This is a genomic window from Streptomyces sp. NPDC092045 (assembly GCF_044756005.1).
Lineage (GTDB): Bacteria > Actinomycetota > Actinomycetes > Streptomycetales > Streptomycetaceae > Streptomyces.
Genome location: NZ_JBIVSC010000005.1, coordinates 77840 through 98008, shown reverse-complemented (window position 1 = coordinate 98008; position 20169 = coordinate 77840). Strand labels below are relative to the sequence as shown.

At 74.4% G+C, this 20169-nt stretch carries 19 protein-coding genes and 1 riboswitch; of the genes, 6 read left to right on the top strand and 13 right to left on the bottom strand.

The genetic code is table 11. The features are described from left to right. Window position 1 precedes the first annotated feature (1 nt). A complete protein-coding gene (locus tag ACIQKA_RS16260) occupies window positions 2-730 on the top strand; it encodes a cobalt-precorrin-6A reductase (RefSeq protein WP_391094797.1) in 729 nt (242 codons plus the stop codon). On the opposite strand, the gene ACIQKA_RS16255 is transcribed toward ACIQKA_RS16260, so the two are convergent. From ACIQKA_RS16255 to ACIQKA_RS16245, 3 genes are read right to left on the bottom strand one after another with little or no spacing between them, the layout of a single operon-like run. Further along, window positions 727-2235: a precorrin-2 C(20)-methyltransferase gene (locus tag ACIQKA_RS16255; RefSeq protein ID WP_383152674.1), complete on the bottom strand. Its 1509-nt coding sequence runs from the start codon at window positions 2233-2235 to the stop codon at window positions 727-729. The two genes, ACIQKA_RS16260 and ACIQKA_RS16255, sit on opposite strands and share 4 nt — an antisense overlap. Then, window positions 2232-2882 carry a precorrin-8X methylmutase gene (locus ACIQKA_RS16250; RefSeq protein ID WP_402541314.1) on the bottom strand — a complete coding sequence of 217 codons (651 nt, stop codon included), beginning with the start codon at window positions 2880-2882 and terminating at the stop codon, window positions 2232-2234. The genes ACIQKA_RS16255 and ACIQKA_RS16250 overlap by 4 nt, the downstream gene beginning before the upstream one ends. After that, the gene (locus ACIQKA_RS16245) at window positions 2879-4147 is read right to left on the bottom strand and encodes a cobalamin biosynthesis protein CobG (protein ID WP_402541482.1); all 1269 of its coding nucleotides are present in this window, start codon (window positions 4145-4147) and stop codon (window positions 2879-2881) included. The genes ACIQKA_RS16250 and ACIQKA_RS16245 overlap by 4 nt, the downstream gene beginning before the upstream one ends. Before the next feature lie 210 nt (window positions 4148-4357). Beyond that, window positions 4358-4492: riboswitch (cobalamin riboswitch) on the top strand. A gap of 39 nt (window positions 4493-4531) precedes the next feature. On the opposite strand from ACIQKA_RS16245, the gene cobN reads away from it, so the two are divergent. Then, window positions 4532-8149: a cobaltochelatase subunit CobN gene (gene cobN / locus ACIQKA_RS16240; protein WP_402541313.1), complete on the top strand. Its 3618-nt coding sequence runs from the start codon at window positions 4532-4534 to the stop codon at window positions 8147-8149. Between the two features lie 110 nt (window positions 8150-8259). Here cobN and ACIQKA_RS16235 read toward each other — a convergent pair whose 3' ends face one another. Beyond that, window positions 8260-8607 (bottom strand): DoxX family protein, encoded by a 348-nt coding sequence (locus tag ACIQKA_RS16235; RefSeq protein WP_402541312.1) that lies wholly within the window; start codon window positions 8605-8607, stop codon window positions 8260-8262. Window positions 8608-8699: 92 nt separating this feature from the next. On the opposite strand from ACIQKA_RS16235, the gene ACIQKA_RS16230 reads away from it, so the two are divergent. The 3 genes from ACIQKA_RS16230 (at window position 8700) to ACIQKA_RS16220 (ending at window position 10803) form a co-directional block, all read left to right on the top strand. Next, window positions 8700-9146, top strand: a complete 447-nt coding sequence (locus ACIQKA_RS16230) for a MarR family winged helix-turn-helix transcriptional regulator (RefSeq protein ID WP_383152670.1) — start codon at window positions 8700-8702, stop codon at window positions 9144-9146. 344 nt (window positions 9147-9490) lie between these two features. After that, a complete protein-coding gene (locus ACIQKA_RS16225) occupies window positions 9491-10444 on the top strand; it encodes a DUF1648 domain-containing protein (protein ID WP_402541311.1) in 954 nt (317 codons plus the stop codon). A gap of 2 nt (window positions 10445-10446) precedes the next feature. Then, window positions 10447-10803, top strand: coding sequence for a GntR family transcriptional regulator (locus ACIQKA_RS16220; protein ID WP_383152668.1), 357 nt, complete (start codon window positions 10447-10449; stop codon window positions 10801-10803). A gap of 136 nt (window positions 10804-10939) precedes the next feature. Here ACIQKA_RS16220 and ACIQKA_RS16215 read toward each other — a convergent pair whose 3' ends face one another. The 5 genes from ACIQKA_RS16215 to ACIQKA_RS16195 all read right to left on the bottom strand — a co-directional run bounded on the left by ACIQKA_RS16215 (window position 10940) and on the right by ACIQKA_RS16195 (window position 15950). Continuing rightward, a complete protein-coding gene (locus ACIQKA_RS16215) occupies window positions 10940-11899 on the bottom strand; it encodes a D-2-hydroxyacid dehydrogenase family protein (protein ID WP_390110040.1) in 960 nt (319 codons plus the stop codon). Between the two features lie 254 nt (window positions 11900-12153). Next, entirely contained in the window at window positions 12154-13494 is a 1341-nt protein-coding gene (locus ACIQKA_RS16210; RefSeq protein ID WP_402541310.1) for a threonine/serine exporter family protein, read from the bottom strand. A 13-nt stretch (window positions 13495-13507) separates the two neighbouring features. Then, window positions 13508-13945 (bottom strand): hypothetical protein, encoded by a 438-nt coding sequence (locus tag ACIQKA_RS16205; protein ID WP_383152665.1) that lies wholly within the window; start codon window positions 13943-13945, stop codon window positions 13508-13510. Beyond that, on the bottom strand, window positions 13942-15414 hold the full coding sequence (locus ACIQKA_RS16200; protein WP_383152664.1) for an APC family permease: 1473 nt from the start codon (window positions 15412-15414) through the stop codon (window positions 13942-13944). The genes ACIQKA_RS16205 and ACIQKA_RS16200 overlap by 4 nt, the downstream gene beginning before the upstream one ends. A gap of 203 nt (window positions 15415-15617) precedes the next feature. After that, the gene (locus tag ACIQKA_RS16195; RefSeq protein ID WP_376231832.1) at window positions 15618-15950 is read right to left on the bottom strand and encodes a MerR family transcriptional regulator; all 333 of its coding nucleotides are present in this window, start codon (window positions 15948-15950) and stop codon (window positions 15618-15620) included. 104 nt (window positions 15951-16054) lie between these two features. Between ACIQKA_RS16195 and ACIQKA_RS16190 the strand changes: the two genes are divergently transcribed. Further along, a complete protein-coding gene (locus ACIQKA_RS16190) occupies window positions 16055-16417 on the top strand; it encodes a hypothetical protein (protein WP_383152663.1) in 363 nt (120 codons plus the stop codon). A gap of 81 nt (window positions 16418-16498) precedes the next feature. On the opposite strand, the gene ACIQKA_RS16185 is transcribed toward ACIQKA_RS16190, so the two are convergent. The 4 genes from ACIQKA_RS16185 to ACIQKA_RS16170 form a co-directional block, all read right to left on the bottom strand. After that, complete coding sequence (locus tag ACIQKA_RS16185; protein ID WP_383438192.1) at window positions 16499-16759, bottom strand: SCO5918 family protein; 261 nt, start codon at window positions 16757-16759, stop codon at window positions 16499-16501. Between the two features lie 118 nt (window positions 16760-16877). Continuing rightward, window positions 16878-18311 (bottom strand): DEAD/DEAH box helicase, encoded by a 1434-nt coding sequence (locus ACIQKA_RS16180; protein ID WP_402541308.1) that lies wholly within the window; start codon window positions 18309-18311, stop codon window positions 16878-16880. Between the two features lie 196 nt (window positions 18312-18507). Then, a complete protein-coding gene (locus ACIQKA_RS16175) occupies window positions 18508-18711 on the bottom strand; it encodes a cold-shock protein (protein WP_345280078.1) in 204 nt (67 codons plus the stop codon). Between the two features lie 314 nt (window positions 18712-19025). Continuing rightward, window positions 19026-19772 (bottom strand): class I SAM-dependent methyltransferase, encoded by a 747-nt coding sequence (locus tag ACIQKA_RS16170; RefSeq protein WP_402541306.1) that lies wholly within the window; start codon window positions 19770-19772, stop codon window positions 19026-19028. Between the last annotated feature and the right edge of the window lie 397 nt (window positions 19773-20169).

Here is a 20169-nt window from a genome sequence, read left to right as displayed (position 1 = left end):
TGTGCACGTACTCGTTCTGGGCGGGACCACCGAGGCCCGCGCCCTCGCGGGACTGCTCCACCCCCGCGTCCGGGTCACCAGCTCCCTCGCGGGACGGGTCGCCCGGCCCCGGCTGCCCGAGGGGGAGGTCCGGATCGGCGGCTTCGGCGGCGCCGACGGGCTCGCGGCCTGGATCGGCGCGCACGCGGTGGACGCGGTCATCGACGCCACCCATCCCTTCGCCGAGCGGATCAGCTTCAACGCGGCCCTCGCGGCCGCCACCGTCCATGTTCCCCTGCTCGCCCTGCGCCGTCCCGGCTGGGTGCCGGAGGAGGGCGACGACTGGCGCGAGGCGGGCTCCCTGGCGGAGGCCGCCCGGGCCCTGGACGACCTCGGCGACCGCGTGTTCCTGACGACCGGCCGCATGGGCCTCGCCGCCTTCGCCGACCGCCCGGAGTGGTTCCTCGTCCGCTCGGTCGACGCCCCCGGGGCCCCGCTGCCGGCCCGCACCGAGGTCCTCCTCGACCGGGGGCCCTTCACCCTCGACGGCGAACGCGAGCTGCTGCGCCGCCACCGGATCGACGTCCTGGTCACCAAGGACAGCGGCGGCGCGGCCACCGCCCCGAAACTGACCGCCGCCCGCGAGGCCGGCGTCCCGGTCGTCGTCGTCCGCCGCCCGCCGGTCCCGGAGGGCGTACCGGTGGCGACGACCCCGGAGGAGGCCGCCGCCTGGGTACGGGACGGATCCTAGCCGTACCGGCGCGGCGTCCAGGCGATCGTGCGGCCGTCCGCCCGCTCCACCGCCCTGGTCTGCGAGGAGCCGATCAGGAGGAGGGTGCGCATGTCGACCTCGGAGGGGTCCAGGGTCTTCAGGGTCAGCACCCGGACCGACTGCTCGGGGCCGCCCACGTCGCGGGCGACGACCACCGGGGTGTCGGGGGAGCGGACCTCCAGGAGGAGGTCGCGGGCGGCCGCCACCTGGTGGGTGCGGGACTTGGACCCCGGGTTGTACAGGGCGAGGACCAGGTCCGCGACGGCCGCCGCGCGCAGCCGGTCCGCGATGACGTCCCAGGGCTTGAGGCGGTCGGAGAGCGAGATCGTCGCGTAGTCGTGGCCGAGCGGGGCGCCCGCCGCCGCCGCGGCCGCGTTGGCGGCGGTCACGCCCGGCAGGACCCGTACGGGCACGTCCGCGTACTCCGGTTCCGACGCCACCTCCAGGACCGCCGTCGCCATCGCGAAGACGCCCGGGTCGCCGCCCGAGACGACCGCGACCCGGTGCCCGCGCCGGGCCAGGTCGAGGGCGAACTCGGCGCGCTCCGACTCCACCTTGTTGTCGGAGCCGTGGCGCCGCTGGCCGGGGCGCAGGACCGGCACCCGGTCCAGGTAGGTGGTGTAGCCGACCAGGTCGTCCGCGTTGACGAGCGCGCCGCGCGACTCCGGCGTCAGCCAGGGCGCGCCCGCCGGGCCCGTGCCGACCACGACGACCTCGCCGCGCTCCCGCACCGGCGGCTCCTCGTCGACGCGGGAGGGCAGGACGGCCACCGAGAAGTACGGGACGGACTCCGGGTCCACCTCCGCCAGGCGCCCGGTCCGCTCGCCCGCCATGAACGCCCGCTCCACGTACCGCGCGTCCTCCAGGCGCCCGGCCCGCTCCAGGGCCCGTCGCACGGTGGGGAAGGTGCGGCCGAGCTTCATCACGACCGCCGAGTCCGTGCCCGCGAGCCGGGCCGTCAGCTCGTCCTCCGGCAGCGTGCCCGGGACGATCGTCAGGACCTCCTCCGCCTCGCACAGCGGCTCGCCGAGCCGGGCGGCGGCGGCGCTCACCGAGGTGACGCCGGGGATGACGGTCGTGTCGTAGCGGTGCGCGAGCCGCTTGTGCATGTGCTGGTACGAGCCGTAGAAGAGCGGGTCGCCCTCGGCGAGGACCGCGACCGTGCGGCCCGCGTCCAGGTGGGCGGCGAGCCGGGCCGCCGCCTCCTCGTAGAAGTCGTTCAGGGCGCCCCGGTAGCCGCCGGGGTGGTCCGTGGTCTCCACCGTGAGCGGGTACGTCAGCCGCTCCTCGACGTGGTCCTCGCGCAGGTGCGGGGCCGCGATCGAGCGGGCGATGGAGCGCCCGTGGCGGGCCGAGTGGTAGGCGATCACGTCGGCCTCGGCGATGGCCTTCACGGCGGCGAGGGTGAGGAGGTCCGGGTCGCCGGGCCCGAGCCCCACGCCGTACAGCTTGCCGACGGTGTTTCCGGCCGGGTTCCCGGTCACTGCTGGATCTCCGCTTCGTGCGCGAGGGCGTTGATCGCGGCGGCCGTCATGGCGCTGCCGCCGCGCCGGCCCCGGACGACGAGGTGGTCGAGGCCGAGGGTGTTGTCGGCGAGGGCGTCCTTGGACTCGGCGGCGCCGATGAAGCCGACCGGTATGCCGAGGATGGCGGCGGGCCGCCCCGCGCCCTTCGCGACCATCTCCAGGAGGTGGAAGAGGGCGGTGGGCGCGTTGCCGATGGCGACGACGGAGCCTTCGAGGCGGTCCCGCCACAGTTCGAGGGCGGCGGCGGAGCGGGTGGTGCCGAGCTCGGCGGCCAGGGCCGGGACGGCCGGGTCGGAGAGCGCGCAGAGCACCTCGTTGTCGGCGGGCAGCCGCTTGCGGGTGACGCCGCTGGCGACCATCTGCGCGTCGCAGAGGATCGGCGCGCCCGCCCGGAGCGCGGCGCGGGCGCTCGCGACGACGCCCGGCGAGTACGCGATGTCCTGGACGAGGTCCGTCATGCCGCAGGCGTGGATCATCCGGACCGCCACCTGGGCGACGTCGGCGGGCAGGCCCGTGAGGTCCGCCTCGGCGCGGATCGTGGCAAAGGAGCGGCGGTAGATCTCCGTGCCGTCCTTCTCGTAGTCGAACATCCTGTTCTCGCTCATCTCGTTGTGCGGGGCGCGGTACGGGCCGTGGTGACCGCGGGGGCCAGATCGGTGCGGGGGACGGGGGCGCCGTCGACCAGGTAGCCGCCGCCGGGGGCGGCGAGGACGTCGACCCAGTCGCCGTGCGGGTGTCCGCAGCGGCGCTCGCACCCGGAGTAGTGGACGGGCAGGCCGGGGCGGCCGGGGACCGCGTCCGCCCGGACGTCCGCGAGGGACTTGGCGCAGCCGGGCCGCCCGGTGCAGGCGCTGACGCCGGCCCAGGGGGAGTCGGGCCGGGTGATCAGTCCGGCCGCGTCGAGCGCGGGCGCCCGGTCGGGTCCGGCTCCGACGACTACGGCTCCGCGCCAGGGGGTGAGCCGGACCTCGTCGGCGGGCAGCAGGGCGCGGAGCTGGGCGGCGGTGAGGCGGCCGAGGGGGGCGAGCACGTGGAGGGCGGCGGGCCCGAGGGGGCCGGGGGCGGGCGGCGGCCCCTGCGGCAGGACCGGCTCGGACACCTCTTCCGCGGCGAGCGCCTCTCGTCCGTCGCGCCTTGCGTCTCGTACGTCGCGCACGTCTCGTACGTCTCGTACGTCGGGCCCGGAGCCCTCCGGCAGCTCCCGCACGCGCCAGACGCCGGTGCCGGCCGCGCGGGCGGCGGAGAGGAAGACGTGGGCGGCGGCGAGGGCGGCGCGGGGCGCGTCGGCGGCGGCGACGCGCACGGCCCGGCCGCCCAGGTGCAGGAGCGCGGTGCGGGGGTCCACTGCGACCAAGGTCACATCCCCGCCGAGGCCGGTGACGTCGCCGCGGCCGTCGTCCAGGACGAAGAGGAAACGGCCCGAGAGCGCGGCGGCCCAGGGCGCGGCGCAGAGCCGTTCGTCCAGCTCGCGGGCCCACAACTGCACGTCGGCCGCGCCGAGTCCGTCGAGGCCCGCGGCCGGGGAGGCCACGATGTTGCGGACGCGCTCGTGGGTGGCCGAGGGCAGCAGGCCCGCCTCCGCCAGGAGCGCCGCGAGCTCCGCCCCGCAGCCGTCCGCGAGGCCGCGCAGCTCGGCGTTCCCGCGCGAGGTGACGCTGATCCGCCCGTCCCCCAGGGCCTCGGCGGCGTCCGCCAGGACCTCCACCTGACGTGCCGTCAACCTTCCTGCGGGCAGCCGCAGTCGGGCCAGGTGCCCGTCGTCGGCGGAGTGCAGCCGCAGCGCCCCGGGGCAGGCGTCGCCGCGCTCCCGCACACGGGGTGCGCCGGGGGCGGGCTTCGGGGTCGGGACGGGCGGCATGGCGGCGAGCATACCCACGGGAAAACCGGCGGCCGGCGGGGTGTGACCGGCCTGACTCCGGGTGCCGCGGCGGGGGCACGGGGACCGGCTCCCCGGGAGCAGGCGGGGGCACGGGGATCGGCTTTCCACGAGCCGGACGGGTGTGAGCCGGCACGCCCCGGCCCCGCTCCGGTGTGATCCGCCCGACCCTCCCGCTCCCTCCGGCGTCCGGAGTTCACGATCTAGGATGCAAGCGGCATGGGGTCCCAGGACCCCGGGGAGGAAGCCCGGTGAGATTCCGGCGCGGTCCCGCCACTGTGAGCCGGCCCGGCACCTCCGGGCCGGTGAGTCAGGAACTCCTGCCGTCCACACGACCACCCGGGGCGCGGACAACCCCGAGGAAGGCCTGCGCTCGCCATGCTTCTGCTGCTGTCGCACTCCGACACCGACCTGCTCAGTGCCCGCGCGGCCGGCGGACCGGTGGAGTACCGGTTCGCCAACCCGTCCCGGCTCCCGCTCGCCGACCTCGACGGGCTCCTCGACGGCGCCGAACTCGTCGTCGTCCGGCTCCTCGGCGGCCTCCGCTCCTGGCAGGACGGGCTCGACGCGATCCGCGCCGCCGGGAAGCCGGTCGTCGTGCTCAGCGGCGAACAGGCGCCCGACGCGCAGCTCATGGAGGCGTCCACCGTGCCCGTCGGCGTCGCCACCGAGGCGCACGCCTACCTGGCGCACGGCGGCCCCGCCAACCTGGAGCAGCTCGCCCGCTTCCTCTCCGACACCGTCCTGCTCACCGGCCACGGCTTCGAGGCCCCGGCCGCCGCCCCGACCTGGGGCCCGCTGGAGCGCACGCCGAAGGCCACCGAGGGCCCGACGATCGCCGTGCTCTACTACCGCGCCCACCACATGAGCGGCAACACCGGCTTCGTGGACGCCCTGTGCGAGGCGATCGAGGACGCCGGAGCCCGCGCCCTCCCGCTGTACGTGGCCTCCCTGCGCGCCCCCGAGCCGGAGCTGCTCGACACCCTCCGCACCGCCGACGCCATCGTCACCACCGTCCTCGCGGCGGGCGGCACCAAGCCCGCCGAGGCGCAGGCCGGCGGCGACGAGGAGGCCTGGGACGCGGGCGCGCTCGCCGCGCTCGACGTGCCGATCCTCCAGGCCCTCTGCCTGACCGGCTCGCGGTCCGCGTGGGAGGAGAACGACGAGGGCCTCTCCCCGCTGGACGCCGCCAGCCAGGTCGCGGTCCCCGAGTTCGACGGGCGCCTGATCACCGTCCCGTTCTCCTTCAAGGAGATCGACGAGGACGGCCTGCCCGCGTACGTGGCGGACGCCGAGCGCGCGGCCCGCGTCGCCGGGATCGCCGTGCGGCACGCCCGCCTGCGGCACATCCCGAACGCCGAGAAGAGGCTCGCGCTCGTCCTCTCCGCGTACCCCACCAAGCACTCCCGCATCGGCAACGCCGTCGGCCTCGACACCCCCGCCTCCGCCGTCTCCCTGCTGCGCCGGCTGATCGAGGAGGGCTACGACTTCGGGCCCGCCGAGGACCTCCCCGGCCTGGTCTCGGGCGACGGCGACGAGCTGATCTACGCCCTCATCGAGGCCGGCGGCCACGACCAGGACTGGCTGACCGAGGAGCAGCTGGCCAGGAACCCGGTCCGCATCCCGGCCGCCGACTACAAGCGCTGGTACGCGACCCTCCCCGAGGAGCTGCGCACCCACGTCGAGGAGCACTGGGGCCCGGCGCCCGGCGAGATGTTCCTCGACCGGTCGCGGAACCCGGAGGGCGACATCGTGCTCGCCGCCCTGCGGCGCGGGAACCTCCTCGTCCTCATCCAGCCGCCGCGCGGCTTCGGCGAGAACCCGATCGCGATCTACCACGACCCCGACCTCCCGCCGTCCCACCACTACCTGGCCGCCTACCGCTGGATCGCGGCCCGCGCCGAGGACGGCGGCTTCGGCGCCGACGCCATGGTCCACCTGGGCAAGCACGGCAACCTGGAGTGGCTGCCCGGCAAGAACGCCGGCCTGTCCGCCGCCTGCGGTCCGGACGCGGCCCTCGGCGACCTGCCGCTGGTCTACCCGTTCCTGGTCAACGACCCGGGCGAGGGCACCCAGGCCAAGCGGCGCGTGCACGCGACCCTGGTCGACCACCTGGTGCCGCCGATGGCCCGCGCCGACTCGTACGGCGACATCGCGCGCCTGGAGCAGCTCCTCGATGAGTACGCGCAGATCTCCTCCATGGACCCGGCGAAGCTGCCCGCGATCCGCGCCCAGATCTGGACCCTGATCCAGGCCGCCAAGCTCGACCACGACCTCGGTCTGGAGGAGCGCCCGGAGGACGACGGCTTCGACGACTTCCTGCTGCACGTCGACGGCTGGCTGTGCGAGGTCAAGGACGCCCAGATCCGCGACGGCCTGCACGTCCTCGGCGGCGCCCCGGCCGGCGAGGCCCGGGTCAACCTGGTCCTCTCCATCCTGCGCGCCCGCCAGATCTGGGGCGGCACGCAGGCGCTGCCCGGTCTGCGCGAGGCCCTGGGCCTGGACGAGTCGGCCGCGACCCGCACCACCGCCGACGAGGCGGAGGCCAGGGCGCGCGAGCTCGTCGAGGCGATGGAGGCCGCCGACTGGGCGGTGGACGCGGTCGAGGCGGTCGCGGCCGACCACGGCCCCGACGTGCGGGCCGTGCTGCGCTTCGCCGCCGAGCAGGTCGTGCCGCGCCTGGCCGCCACCACCGACGAGCTGGCGCACGCCGTGCACGCGCTCAACGGCGGCTTCGTGCCGGCCGGTCCGTCCGGCTCCCCGCTGCGCGGCCTGGTCAACGTCCTGCCGACCGGCCGCAACTTCTACTCCGTCGACCCGAAGGCCGTCCCCTCCCGCCTCGCCTGGGAGACCGGACAGGCGCTCGCGGACTCGCTCCTGGAGCGCTACCGCACCGACAACGGCGAATGGCCGACCTCCGTGGGCCTCTCCCTGTGGGGCACGAGCGCGATGCGCACCGCCGGCGACGACGTCGCCGAGGCCCTCGCCCTGCTCGGCGTCCGCCCGCTGTGGGACGAGGCCTCGCGCCGCGTGAACGGCCTGGAGCCGATCCCGCTCGCGGAGCTGGGCCGTCCGCGCATCGACGTCACCCTGCGCATCTCGGGCTTCTTCCGCGACGCGTTCCCCCACGTCATCGGCCTCCTCGACGACGCCGTACGCCTGGTGGCCGGCCTTGAGGACGAGTCCGCCTCGGACAACCACGTACGGGCCCACGCGCAGGCCGACCTGGCCGAGCACGGCGACGAGCGGCGCGCCACCACCCGCATCTTCGGCTCCCGGCCGGGGACGTACGGCGCGGGCATCCTCCAGCTGATCGACTCCCGCGACTGGCGCACGGACGCCGACCTCGCCGAGGTGTACACGGTGTGGGGCGGTTACGCGTACGGGCGCGGGCTGGAAGGGCGCCCGGCGCGGGCCGAGATGGAGACCGCGTACAAGCGGATCGCGGTGGCCGCGAAGAACACGGACACGCGCGAGCACGACATCGCGGACTCGGACGACTACTTCCAGTACCACGGCGGCATGGTGGCGACCGTGCGCGCGCTCAAGGGCACGGCCCCCGAGGCGTACATCGGCGACTCGACCCGCCCGGAGACCGTCCGCACCCGCACCCTGGTCGAGGAGACCTCCCGGGTCTTCCGGGCCCGCGTGGTCAATCCGCGCTGGATCGAGGCGATGCGCCGCCACGGCTACAAGGGCGCGTTCGAGCTGGCGGCGACCGTCGACTACCTCTTCGGGTACGACGCCACGACGGGCGTGGTGGCCGACTGGATGTACGACAAGCTGACGCAGGAGTACGTCCTCGACCCGGAGAACCAAGCCTTCCTGAAGGAGGCCAACCCCTGGGCCCTGCACGGCATCGCGGAGCGCCTCCTGGAGGCCGAGTCGCGCGGCATGTGGGAGAAGCCGGACCCGGAGACCCTGGCCGCGCTGCGGCAGGTGTTCCTGGAGACGGAGGGCGACCTCGAAGGGGACGTGGACGGCTCGGACGACTGACGCGCGACCCTGCCGCGCCGTCGCGTACGGCGTCACGGCCCGGCCGACCACTCGGCCGGGCCGTTCCGCGTTCCCGTGCCGGTGCCGTGGCCGCCCCTCCCGTGGTGCGGTCAGGCGGAGGCTATGCGCAAGACCAGGGCGGCCGCCGCGAGGAGGGTGAGGACCGCGACCGGGGCCACCGCGTGGTCCTTCGCGCGCAGGTGGGTGACGAGGGCGCCGAGGAAGTAGAGGACCACGCCGATCGCCGCCGCCACGCCGAGCGCGGGCACGGCCAGGCCCACGAGCAGACCGATCGCGCCGGCCGCCTTCGCGGTCGCGAGCCACGGGAACCAGGATTCCGGGACGCCGAGCTTCGTCATGCTGCCCGTGATCTGCGGATTGCGCGTGAAGGTGAGGAAGACGGAGCCGGAGAGCGCGAGGGCGAGCAGCACCGCGACGACGGCATGGGCGATGAACATGGGAGCACTCCAACGGTAAGTCAGCTTCAATCGTTGAACTGTATCAACGATTCATGGTGCTCCACAATAGGGCCGCTGTTACGGTGGAGGGCATGGCAGCAGCCCTCCCGAACGACCGCCTCGGCTTCCTCCTCTCCTTCCGCGGGGAGCTCACCGGCGCGCGCATCCGCGCCGCCCTGGGCGTCGCGGGGCTGCACCCGAGGAGCGTCATGACGCTCATGCAGCTCGCCCCCGGCGCCATGGGTCAGCGGGACCTGGCCGCCGCCATGGAGGTCGACCCCAGCCAACTGGTCGCGATCCTCAACGAGTTGGAGGACCAGGGGCTCGCGGAGCGGCGGCGCGACCCCGCCGACCGGCGCCGCCACATCGTGGAGATCACGGAGGCGGGCGCGACCGCCCTGGAGCGGGTCGACACGGCGGTGAACGCGGCGGAGCGGGAGCTCTTCGGCGGCCTCACCGACGCCGAACAGGCCCTGCTGCGCAGCCTGCTGGACCGGGTCGTGGTCGACCCGGCCGACCACGACTGCGGGGCCGGGTAGCCCGGGGGGCCGCACCGCCGACCCTCCGCGCCCTCCGGTCCCCCCGCGCCCTCGGCTCCTCCCCACCCTCCGGCCCCCCGCGCCCCGCGCCCCGCGCCCTCCGGCCCCCGCGCCCCGCGCCCTCCGGCCCCCGCATCCTCCGGCCCCGCACTCTCCACCCTCCGGCCCCGCACCCTCCGCCGCACCTGCCTGGCCGACCCTTCGAGGGCGTGGTGAAGGGTGGTCAACGGCGCCTGAAAACCTCCCCTTTGCGCTGATCCGCTCCGTTCGGCGGACGATTCGTGCTGCCCGAGGCCCTCCCCGAAGCCACTTGTTCTAGTAGAGTGCGAACAAGGGAGGTTTTCATGAACCGTGCAACACCTCGTCTCCGCGCACTCGCCGCGCTCCCCTTCGTCCTCGCGACCGTCGCGTACCTGCTGGTGCTCGCCCTCTGGTACGACCGGCTCCCCGACCCCCTCGCCACCCACTTCGGCCCCGACGGCGGGGGCCGCGCCGACGGCTTCACCGGCCTCGCCGCCTACGCCCTCGTCAGCACGGGCCTGCTCCTCGCCGCCGCCGTCGGCTGGAACCTCTTCGTCCGCCGCACCGCCCTCTGGGGCGCCTGGGCCACGGTCGGCTTCACCGGAGGGCTGCTCGTCCTGATCCTGCGGGACAACCTGGACGCCGCCGACGCGGCCGAGGTCGTCTCCCCCCTCTCCAACCTCACCGTCGCGGCCGCCGTCGCCGCCGTCCTCGCCCTCGCGGGCCTGGCCCTGACCCGGCTCGTCCCCCGGGAGGAGCCGGCCCCCGGACCCGGCGCCCCGGACGGCCCCCGGCTCCCGCTCGGCCCGAGCGAGGTGGCCGGCTGGTCCCGCTCCACCGGCTCCCGGACCCTCACCGTCCTCGCGGTGCTCGCCCTCGCCGCCGTCCCCGCCACCCTGCTCCTGGCCCCCTGGCCCGAGGCCTGGCTCGCCCTCCTCGGGCTGGTCGTCGGGGTGCCGGGCCTCGCCCTCGCCCGCGTCCGGGTCACCGTCGACCGGCGCGGCCTCACCGTCCGGCCCGCCCTCGCGCCCCGGCCCCGGGTCCGCGTCCCGCTCGACGAGGTCACCGGCGCCGGCGTCCGCGACGTCGACCCCGTCACCGAGTTCGGCGGCTGGGGCTACCGGGTGTGGCCGCAGCGCACGGGCGTCATCCTGCGCTCTGGCGAGGCCCTCGTCGTACGGCGGGACGGCGGGCGCGAGTTCGCCGTCACCGTGTCCGACGCGCGCACCGCGGCCGCCCTCCTCAACACCCTCGTCGAACGGCGTGGGAGGCTCTGACCGTGCTCTTCCGCGTCGACCCGGCCTCGGCCGTCCCCCTCGGTGACCAGATCGCCGCCTGCGTCCGGGGAGCGCTCGCCGACGGCTCGGCCGCCCCCGGCGAACGGCTCCCGGCCGCCCGGGAGCTCGCCGACTCCCTGGGAGTCAACGTCCACACCGTCCTGCGCGGCTACCAGCGGCTGCGCGAGGAGGGGCTGATCGAACTCCGCCGCGGACGGGGCGCCATCGTCGTCCCCGGCGCCACCGCCCCCGACCGCGCCCGGCTGGTCTCCCGGCTGCGCGAGGCGGCGGCTGAGGCCCGCGGACTGGGCCTCACGGAGCAGGAGTTCCTGGACCTGGCGCGGACGAGCCTGGGATAGGAGGAACCCCGCGCCCCGGGCGGGCCCGCGCCCCGGAAGCGTCACGCACCCCGAACGCCCCCGCACCCCGAACGCCCCCGCGCCCCCGAAGCGTCCCGCGCCTCGGCCGGGCCCGCACCCCGTGCGGGCCCGCGCGTCAGGCCAGTTCGCGGACCGGCGAACCCGCCAGGAACGCCTCGACGTCCTCCACCGCCTGCCCGAAGTACCGTCCGTAGTTCCCCTCCGTCACGTACCCGAGGTGGGGGAGGGCCAGGACGTTCGGCAGGGTCCGCAGCGGGTCGTCGACGGGCAGCGGCTCCGTGTCGTAGACGTCGAGGCCCGCCCCCGCGATCCACCCCTCGCGCAGCGCCCGCAGCAGCGCCCCGCCGTCGACCAGACCGGCCCGGGAGGTGTTGACGAGGTACGCGGACGGGCGCATCGCCCGCAGTTCGGGCTCCCCGACCAGGCCCCGGGTGCGGTCGGAGAGCACCAGGTGCAGGGAGACGAAGTCGCCCTCCGCCATCAGCTCCCGCCGGTCCGCCACGAACCGCACGCCGTGCTCGGCCGCCCGCTCCTCCGTCAGGTTCGGGCTCCAGGCGGCGACGTCCATGCCGAAGGCGAGGCCGATCCGGGCCGCCTTGGCGCCGATCTTCCCGAGGCCGACCAGCCCCAGGGTCCGGCCGGCCAGGTCGGTGCCGACGGTGGACTGCCAGGGCCCGCCCTCCCGCACCGCCCGCGCCTCGGCCGGCACGTGCCGCGCGAGGCCGAGGATCAGCGCCCAGGTCAGCTCGGTGGGCGGCTCGGAGCTGCTGGCCGTGCCGCAGACGGTGACGCCCCGGGCGCGGGCGGCGGCGACGTCGATCGAGGCGTTGCGCATGCCGGAGGTGATCAGGAGCCGCAGCCGGGGCAGCCGGTCGAGGAGCGCCGCGTCGATCGGCGTCCGCTCCCGCATGACGACGAGGATCTCGCAGTCCCCGACGGCGTCGACGAGCGCGTCCCGGTCGGTGAGGTGCTCGCGCAGGACGCGCACCTCGACGCGGCCGTCGAGCGGACTCCAGTCGGCGGAGGAGAGGGCGGCGCCCTGGTAGTCGTCGAGTACGGCACAGCGCAGCTTCATGGGTCCATGATCGCGTACGGGCTCCGCCGGGGGAAAGGGCCGGGCCTGCTCCGGGACCTCCTCGCCCGGCCGGGGCCAAGGGGCAGGACACCCAAGGACCTCCTCGCCCGCCCCGGGGCACCGGTCATGCCTCCCCGGGCCCCGCCTCCCCGGGCCCCACACCCCGGGGCCCCGCCCCCTCCGGGACACCGGCGTCGCCCCTCCGGGACACCGGTCAGGCCGCCCGGGGCTGCCCGTCCACCCCGGGACACGGATCAGGCTCCCCTCGGGAACTCCTCGTCCACCCGCCCCGGAACGAGCGCCGCCCCCGCGATCAGGCCCACCGCGATCGTCGTCACGATCGTGACGAAGTCCATGAGGTCGTGGAAGCCGTGCAGGACGTGCCCGCCCGCCAGGGAGGTGAGCGCCCGGAGGCCCAGCGAGCCGGCGGTGAGGGTGAAGAAGCCGCCCAGGAAGAGCACCAGCCGGGGCGGGCGTCCGGGCCGCCGGGAGAGGAGGTCCGCGACGGCGGCGAGCGCCGTCGCCGCGACGAAGGTGCCCGCCACCTCCCCGACCAGGGCCGTGCCCGCCGCCTGCACCCCGAGCGCCAGGTACACCAGGCCCGTCAGCCACCCCGCGGCCCGCCACGGCACCCCGAAGGCGAGGACCAGGCCGAGCGTGAACACCGCCCAGCTCGCCACGATCACCCACCGGGACAGGTCCGGGTCTCCCGTGGTGTCGAGGAGCGCGGTGGTCGGGGTGCCCGTGACGGCCACGCCGAGCAGCACGCCCGCGTACAGCTGGAGGAGCAGGACGAAGGCGTAGACGAGGCGGACGGCGCCGGTCGTCAGGAATCCGCCGACGAGTTCGGCGGCGGCCGCGCTGAGCAGGTCGCCGGGCACGAAGAAGAACAGCGCCGGAAGCATGATCATCACCGGTCCGCCGTGGCCGGCGTCCGGCCGGAGCACTCCGAGGGTCACCAGCGAGACCAGGGTCGCGGCGAGCAGCGGCAGGACCCGGGCCAGGCGGGGGTGTCGCTCGGAGAGGACGGTGAGGGCCGCGACCAGGGCGGCGAGCAGGGCGGTGGTGCCGATCTCGTACCAGGTGGGCTGTACGGCGGGCGCGAAGCCGACGGCGAAGAGCACGATGCCGAGGAACCGGGCCCAGCGGGGCACGGGGGAGGGCAGCGTCTCGATCCGCCGCAGCCCGGCCGCCGCCCCGGGCAGGGCGGGCCGCTCGGTCCGCAGGCGCTCGACGAACTCCTTGAGGGCGACGGCCCGGTCGAGCCGGGCGACGTCCGGGAAGGCCGTGACGGCGGAGGTGAGGGTGCGGCCCCCGGCGGTCACCGACAGCACGGCGCCGTCCGCGACGACCACGGTCTCGGCCCGTCCGCCGTACGCCCCGGCGACGCCCCGGACGATCCGGTCGACCCCTTCGGCGCCCTCGCCGCTGAACCGCAGCATGAAGCGGGCGAGTTCGCGGAGGAAGTCGTGGAGGGCGTCCGGGTCGGGGGCGGGCGGCGGGGAGGACGGCGGGAGGGGCGGTTCCTCGTGGCCCGCCGACGGCGTCCCGCCGCCCGTCGGCGTCCCGCCGCCCGTCGGCTCCCCGCCGCTCACCGCCCCCCGCCCCTCACCGGCGTACGGTGCCGTCGGTCTTGAGGTCCGCGAGCTCTTCCTCGAATTCGTCGAGCTTGTCCGGGCAGTAGACCTTCAGGACGATCCGCTCGGCCTCGACGGCCTTGTCGTCGGAGATGACGGGCCGCTGACCGGGACCGGTGGCGCCGTTGGACTGCTGGATCTTCCACAGCGCCGTCTTCAGGGCGTTGCCCGGAGCCTCGCAGACCTGCCCGCCGTCCGTGCCGAGCAGCCGCTCCACGGTGTCCGTGTCGGGGGACGGGTATCCGGCCCTGACCAGCTCCTCCTGGAGCTGGTTGGCCTTGGACAGCGTCTCGTTGTTCCGCTTCACGGACTCGTAGCGGATCAGGCCGGTGACGACGAGGGCGACCAGGATCAGGATCGCGCCCCAGTAGATCCACCGGTGCTCGGAGGCGAAGCGGGTGGGGCTCATGCCTGCTCTCCCTCGGTCGCGTCCGGTCCGTCGGCGGCGGCCGTGCGCCAGTCCGGCTTGCGGAACTTCAGGAAGAGCGCCGGGATCAGCAGGCCCAGGACCACCAGACCGCCGCCGATGACGAGCACGTACGACCAGACGCTGCTGCCGCCGAACTGCGACGGCGGGACGAAGCCGATGGCGAGGGCCGCGAGGGAGGCGAGCAGGCCGACCGAGCACAGCAGGCCCAGGGCGGGCGCCCGGTAGCCGCGCGGATGGTCCGGCCGGGTCTTCCGCAGGCGCATCGCGGCGACGAACATCAGCAGGTAGACGATCAGGTACACCTGCGTGGTGATGGTGGAGAAGATCCAGTACACGCTGGACACGTTGGGGATCAGGGCGTAGAGCAGCGCGATGACCGAGGTCACGACGCCCTGCGTGACCAGGATGTTCTGCTGGATGCCGTACTTGTTGAGCTTCTGGAGGAACGGCGGCAGGTAGCCCTCGCTGCGGGAGATCTCCAGGAGGCCCTTGGACGGCCCGGCGAGCCAGGTCAGCATGCCGCCGAGGGAGGCGGAGATCAGCATGACGGCGGCGATCGGGGTCATCCAGCCGACGTGGAAGTACGAGAAGAAGGCGTTGAAGGCCTGCATCACGCCGGCCGTCAGGCTGAGCTGGTCGGAGGGGACGACCCAGCTGATCGCGAGCGCCGGCAGGATGAAGATCAGCAGGACCAGGCCCACCGCCAGGAACATCGACTTCGGGTACTCCTTCGCCGGGTCCTTGAGCGAGGAGACGTGCACGGCGTTCATCTCCATGCCGGAGTACGACAGGAAGTTGTTGACGATCAGGACGAGGCTGGCGAGGCCCGTCCACTGCGGCAGCAGGTGGTTCGCGCCCATCGGCGCGGCCGACGCGTTGCCCTGCCCGAGGAAGACCATGCCGAGGACGACGAGGACCGTGCCGGGCACGAGGGTCCCGATGATCAGACCCCAGCTGGAGAGCCCGGCGAGGGCCTTCGTGCCGCGTGACGAGACCCACACGCCGGTCCAGTACAGGACCATGATGACGATCGCCGTGTAGACGCCGTTCGAGGCGAGGGACGGGTCGATGACGTACGCGATGGTCGAGGCCACGAAGGCGAGCAGGCTCGGGTAGTAGAAGATCGTCATCGCGAACTGGCACCAGACCGCGAGGAACCCGAGCGGCTTGGAGAGGCCCTCGGACACCCAGCGGTAGACGCCGCCGCTCCAGCCGGAGGCGAGCTCGGCGGAGACCAGGGCCGTGGGCAGCAGGAACACGATGGCCGGGACGAGGTACAGGAACACGCAGGCCAGGCCGTAGACGGCCATCGTCGGCGCGGCCCGCAGGCTCGCCACCGACGCGGTCGTCATCAGGGCCAGCGTCACCCAGGTGAGGGTGGTGGGCGCGGGCCGCGTCGCCGCCGCCCGTGGTCGGGGGACGTCGGCCGGGGTGTCGATGCTGCTCATGGGCCCTCCGGGCGTGGGCGTCGGCGTCGCGCGTCGGACGATCGATCTCCTCACGCTCGAACGGCCCGGGTGGTACGGCAAGGCGGGGACGCCCGGAAGAGCTAACCGCGCCCGCTCCGCCCCGCTCCGTCGGCGCCGGGGCCGGTTCCTGGGCGGTGTGTCCCGGTGTCCGCCCGGCCGGCCCCTCCGGCCGACGCCCGCGCCTACTCCTCCGCGGCCCGTTCCGCCGCCCGCCGGTACTCCGCGTTGATGCGCTGGGCCTCCTCCAGCTGGTCCTCCAGGATGACGATGCGGCAGGCCGCCTCGACCGGAGTGCCCTGGTCGACGAGTTCCCGGGCGCGGGCCGCGATCCGCAGCTGGTAGCGGGAGTAGCGGCGGTGGCCGCCCTCGGAGCGGAGCGGGGTGATCAGGCGGGCCTCGCCGAGCGCGCGCAGGAAGCCCGGGGTCGTGCCGAGCATCTCGGCGGCCCGTCCCATGGTGTAGGCCGGGTAGTCGTCGTCGTCGAGCCGGCCGCCGAGCGGATTGTCCGCTGTCATCTGCACCTCTTCCGGGGAACGCTTCGGGGCCCCGGTGCCGCACGGCTTCGGGGCCCCGGGGCGCATTCAACCACCGGAGGGCGCGCCGCCTAGAATCGGCTCTCATGTCGAAGCCTGACGAACTGCTGATTGACATTGCCGCCACGGTGGAGTCCGGGCAGAGCAATCAGATGTCCCTGACCGTGGTCGCGGGGGGCGTGGTCATCACCGGGCGCCTGGCCCCCGAGGCCCTCTGGAGAGAGCGGGTGTCGGAGGTCCTGACGGACTCCGCCCGGCTGGGCGAGTTCTCCGGGGTCTTCACGCCCTCCGCACAGAAGGGCGGCGAACGTCCCACGCACCTCCACTTCCACCTGGCCCGGATCCTCCAGGGCACGGTGGGCATCCCCGAGACCGGCGGCATGTACCGCGTCGCGATCGCGGACGTCAGCGCGTGGACGGTGGGCGACTTCCGGTACTCCGACCACTGAGCCGCCGCCGGACGCACGGCGAGGGCCCCACCGGAACGTTCCGGTGGGGCCCTCGCCGTTCCCCGGGCGTCCGGGGCGGGGTCAGCCGGTCCCGGCGGCCGTCTGCACGGGGAACGTCCCGCAGGTGAAACCGAGGCGGGTCATGGCCCGCACGACCTCGCCGACGCTGAAGTCGCGCCGGTCCTGGCGGGTGAGGACCTCACCGACCTGCTTCGCGGGGTACTGGCGGCGGCCGATGGTGACGAACTCGCCGGTGCCCGGCTCGGGCTTGACGCCCTTCATCGACTCCAGCACGCCGCTCTTCGTCAGGTCGAAGGGGAAACGGGCGATGACACAGCGCATGATGCCTCTCAGGGGGTGGTGGGGACGTCGGGCGAAGGGGTGTTGCGGCGGGCGGGGCGACCGGTGCTCCGGGCGTTCCGGTCCGCCGGGCGCGCCTCGGCGTGCGCGTGCGGAGCTCCTACGCGGCGTCGCGCGCGGCGGGCCGGCGGTCGGTCCGGTGGGGGCGGCGGCCGCGGCGTGAGCGGGCGGGGGCGCCGTCGCGGCGCCGTTCGGCCGCCGGGGGCGCGATGACGACGGGGACGCCGGACGGGGCCTGCGCGCCGGTGATGCGGCGCAGTTCGTCCCCGCCGGAGCGGACCTCGGTGACGCGGGGCCGGATGCCCGCGTCCGCCATGAGGCGGACCATGCCCCGGCGCTGGCCCGGAGTGACCAGGGTGACGACGCTGCCGGACTCGCCCGCGCGGGCGGTGCGGCCGCCGCGGTGCAGGTAGTCCTTGTGGTCGGCGGGCGGGTCGACGTTGACGACGAGGTCGAGGTGGTCGACGTGGATGCCGCGGGCGGCGACGTTCGTGGCGACGAGCACGGACACGTGCCCGGTCTTGAACTGCGCCAGGGTGCGGGTGCGCTGCGCCTGCGACTTCCCGCCGTGCAGCGCGGCGGCCCGTACGCCGCTGAGGAGCAGGTCGCGGGTCAGCCGGTCGACGTCGTGCTTGGTGTCGAGGAACATGATCACGCGCCCGTCGCGAGCGGCGATCTCCGTCGTGGCGGCCTGCTTGTCGGAGCCGTGGACGTGCAGCACGTGGTGCTCCATCGTCGTGACCGCGCCGGCGGACGGGTCGACCGAGTGGACGACGGGGTCGTTCAGGTAGCGGCGGACGAGCAGGTCGACGTTGCGGTCCAGGGTGGCCGAGAACAGCATCCGCTGCCCCTCCGGCCGCACCTGGTCGAGCAGCGCGGTGACCTGCGGCATGAAGCCCATGTCGGCCATCTGGTCGGCCTCGTCGAGGACGGTGGTCGCCACGTGGTCGAGCAGGCAGTCGCCGCGGTCGATGAGGTCCTTGAGGCGGCCGGGGGTCGCGACGACGACCTCGGCGCCGGCGCGGAGCGCGTGCGTCTGGCGGCCGATCGACACCCCGCCGACGACGGTGGTGGTCCGGAGCCGGAGCGGGCGGGCGTACGGGGCGAGGGCGTCGGTCACCTGCTGGGCCAGCTCGCGGGTGGGCACGAGGACCAGGGCGAGGGGCCGCCGGGGTTCGGCGCGCTTCCCGGCGGTCCGGGCGAGCAGCGCCAGGCCGAAGGCCAGGGTCTTGCCGGAGCCGGTCCGGCCGCGGCCCAGGGCGTCGCGGCCCGCGAGGGTGTTCGGCAGGGTCGCGCCCTGGATCGGGAACGGCACGGTCATGCCCTCGGCGGCGAGGGCGGCGAGCAGCGGGGCGGGCAGGTCGAGCGCGGTGAATGTCTCGACGGCCGGCAGTGCCGGGGTGACCGTCCGGGGGAGCGCGAACTCGGCCGGCGGGCCCGAGGGCGTCCGGCCCCCGCCCGTGGGACGGGTGCGGCCGCGGGGCTGCGAACGGGCGGAGCGGGTGAAATGCGTGTGCGTGCGCGTGCGGTTCATGGCGAACCTTCCTCGATGCGGCACGTATCAAGGAATTTCCGCAGCAGAAATGCAGCACGGACAATTGCGAGACAAGCCGGACCGAAATCGATGGGTCCTTCTATGCAAAGAGCTGGGGCCCGCACCCCAAGGTGCGGGCCCCAGCTCGTGCCGCGCGCAGCGCTTCACGGAGAAGCGCTGCGCGACAGCGACAGCGTCAGGCGGAGACGATGTTCTCCGCGGTCGGGCCCTTCTGGCCCTGCGCGATGTCGAAGTTCACCTTCTGGCCTTCCTGGAGCTCACGGAAGCCCTGCGCGGCGATGTTCGAGTAGTGGGCGAACACGTCGGGGCCGCCACCGTCCTGCTCGATGAAGCCGAAGCCCTTTTCCGCGTTGAACCACTTGACGGTACCGGAAGCCATATCAATTCTCCTTCGGGGCAGTGCCCGGAAATCCACACCGTGCGGATTCCGCGTCGCCGCGATGATCGCCCCAGCCGGAAAAGACCGGCAATTCTCATGACCGTTGATGCTCATGCTTCGGGAACCACAACTGCAACTGCTCACGACAGTAGCACGGTGGATGGCAGGATGCGTGGTGAATAATTCTTTCCGCGTGGTCCGGTGAGAAATTCTCCCGGCGCGTGGTGTCGAATTCTCACTTCGCGAACACAGATTTATTCGTCCGGCGCGCCGCCTCTTCGCGCCAGGCCCGCGGCCTCTTCACGCTCGGCCCGTCACCCCTTCACGCCCGAGACGACCAGGAACGGCGGGTGGTCGGCCTCCGCCGGGCGACTGCCCAGGAGGGACGAGTGCCGGGGGAGCACGGGCTCGTGGACGTCCAGGTCGGTGAAGCCGGCCTTGCCCAGGACGTCGAGGTACGTCTGGCAGGGCCAGTGGTGGTCGGCCAGCTCCAGCGGGGCGCCGCCGCCGGGCCGTTCGAGGAGGGTCGGCCGGAGTTCGCCCTTGGTGTAGACGCGGCCGGGGTCGCCGGTGCGGAAGGTGGAGAAGCGGACGCCGGTGCTGCGCGGGTTGGCGTCGAGGACGGCGTACCGGCCGCCGGGGCGCAGGACGCGGTGGACCTCGGCCGCGATGTCGTGCAGCCCCTCGATCTCCCCGACGGTGACGTAGACGAAGCAGGACATGGCGGCGTCCACGGAGCCGTCGTCGAGGAACGTGAGGCGTCCGTCGTCCTCGATCAGCCGGTGGTCGACCCTCGGGTGCGGATGCCGTTCGCGGGCGACGGCCAGCATGTGCGGCGAGACGTCGGCGGCCACGACGCGCGCGCCGGAGGCCTCGACGACCCGGACGGCGACCTTGCCGGGTCCGCAGCCGTGGTCCAGGACGGTGCGGACGGCGGAGGAGCCGATGCCGAGGGCGTGGAAGACGGCCGGGTAGCCGATGAGGCGCTCGGGGAGGTCGTCGTAGGAGTCGTAGCCGTCGGCGATGTCGCCGGCGTCCTTCCATGCGGTGCTGCTGCTCATGCGGGGTCGCCTTCCGGCCTCGGCTGACAGGGAAACGTCATCGGTGATCCACTTCTCCCGGAACGTACTGCTTGTCCCGTCGTGCCGGTATCCGCCCGATCGGCCGTGTCGTCCTCCCGTGGAAGAGGTGTTCGCGCAGGTCGGAGCGGGTGTGGTGGGTCCGCCGGGGTCCCGGCGGACCTTTCCTTCACCCGTCCAACGGGTGAACCCCCGGTGCGGCCCGTCGTGCGGAACCGCAGGTCAGCGGCGGTGTACGCGTCAAGGCGACGGCGAACGGGCGGCCCGCGCCCGCCCCTCCCTCACCCGCCCGGGCCAACGCCCTTCCCCGCTGCCGGGCGCCGCCCCGCCCCCCGTGGGTTGATGGGGGCACGGGTCCGTCCGCGGTGGGCGTGCCGTC

What these genes read in the sequence shown, in the direction of transcription:
- cobN (WP_402541313.1), top strand. Translation starts at nt 4,532, where the DNA reads ATGCTTCTGCTGCTGTCGCACTCCGACACCGACCTGCTCAGTGCCCGC.
- ACIQKA_RS16185 (WP_383438192.1), bottom strand. Translation starts at nt 16,759, where the DNA reads ATGCGCTGTGTCATCGCCCGTTTCCCCTTCGACCTGACGAAGAGCGGC.
- ACIQKA_RS16175 (WP_345280078.1), bottom strand. Translation starts at nt 18,711, where the DNA reads ATGGCTTCCGGTACCGTCAAGTGGTTCAACGCGGAAAAGGGCTTCGGC.
- ACIQKA_RS16225 (WP_402541311.1), top strand. Translation starts at nt 9,491, where the DNA reads ATGAACCGTGCAACACCTCGTCTCCGCGCACTCGCCGCGCTCCCCTTC.
- ACIQKA_RS16230 (WP_383152670.1), top strand. Translation starts at nt 8,700, where the DNA reads ATGGCAGCAGCCCTCCCGAACGACCGCCTCGGCTTCCTCCTCTCCTTC.
- ACIQKA_RS16195 (WP_376231832.1), bottom strand. Translation starts at nt 15,950, where the DNA reads ATGACAGCGGACAATCCGCTCGGCGGCCGGCTCGACGACGACGACTAC.
- ACIQKA_RS16170 (WP_402541306.1), bottom strand. Translation starts at nt 19,772, where the DNA reads ATGAGCAGCAGCACCGCATGGAAGGACGCCGGCGACATCGCCGACGGC.
- ACIQKA_RS16250 (WP_402541314.1), bottom strand. Translation starts at nt 2,882, where the DNA reads ATGAGCGAGAACAGGATGTTCGACTACGAGAAGGACGGCACGGAGATC.
- ACIQKA_RS16180 (WP_402541308.1), bottom strand. Translation starts at nt 18,311, where the DNA reads ATGAACCGCACGCGCACGCACACGCATTTCACCCGCTCCGCCCGTTCG.
- ACIQKA_RS16235 (WP_402541312.1), bottom strand. Translation starts at nt 8,607, where the DNA reads ATGTTCATCGCCCATGCCGTCGTCGCGGTGCTGCTCGCCCTCGCGCTC.
- ACIQKA_RS16205 (WP_383152665.1), bottom strand. Translation starts at nt 13,945, where the DNA reads ATGAGCCCCACCCGCTTCGCCTCCGAGCACCGGTGGATCTACTGGGGC.
- ACIQKA_RS16215 (WP_390110040.1), bottom strand. Translation starts at nt 11,899, where the DNA reads ATGAAGCTGCGCTGTGCCGTACTCGACGACTACCAGGGCGCCGCCCTC.
- ACIQKA_RS16200 (WP_383152664.1), bottom strand. Translation starts at nt 15,414, where the DNA reads ATGAGCAGCATCGACACCCCGGCCGACGTCCCCCGACCACGGGCGGCG.
- ACIQKA_RS16190 (WP_383152663.1), top strand. Translation starts at nt 16,055, where the DNA reads ATGTCGAAGCCTGACGAACTGCTGATTGACATTGCCGCCACGGTGGAG.
- ACIQKA_RS16245 (WP_402541482.1), bottom strand. Translation starts at nt 4,147, where the DNA reads ATGCTCGCCGCCATGCCGCCCGTCCCGACCCCGAAGCCCGCCCCCGGC.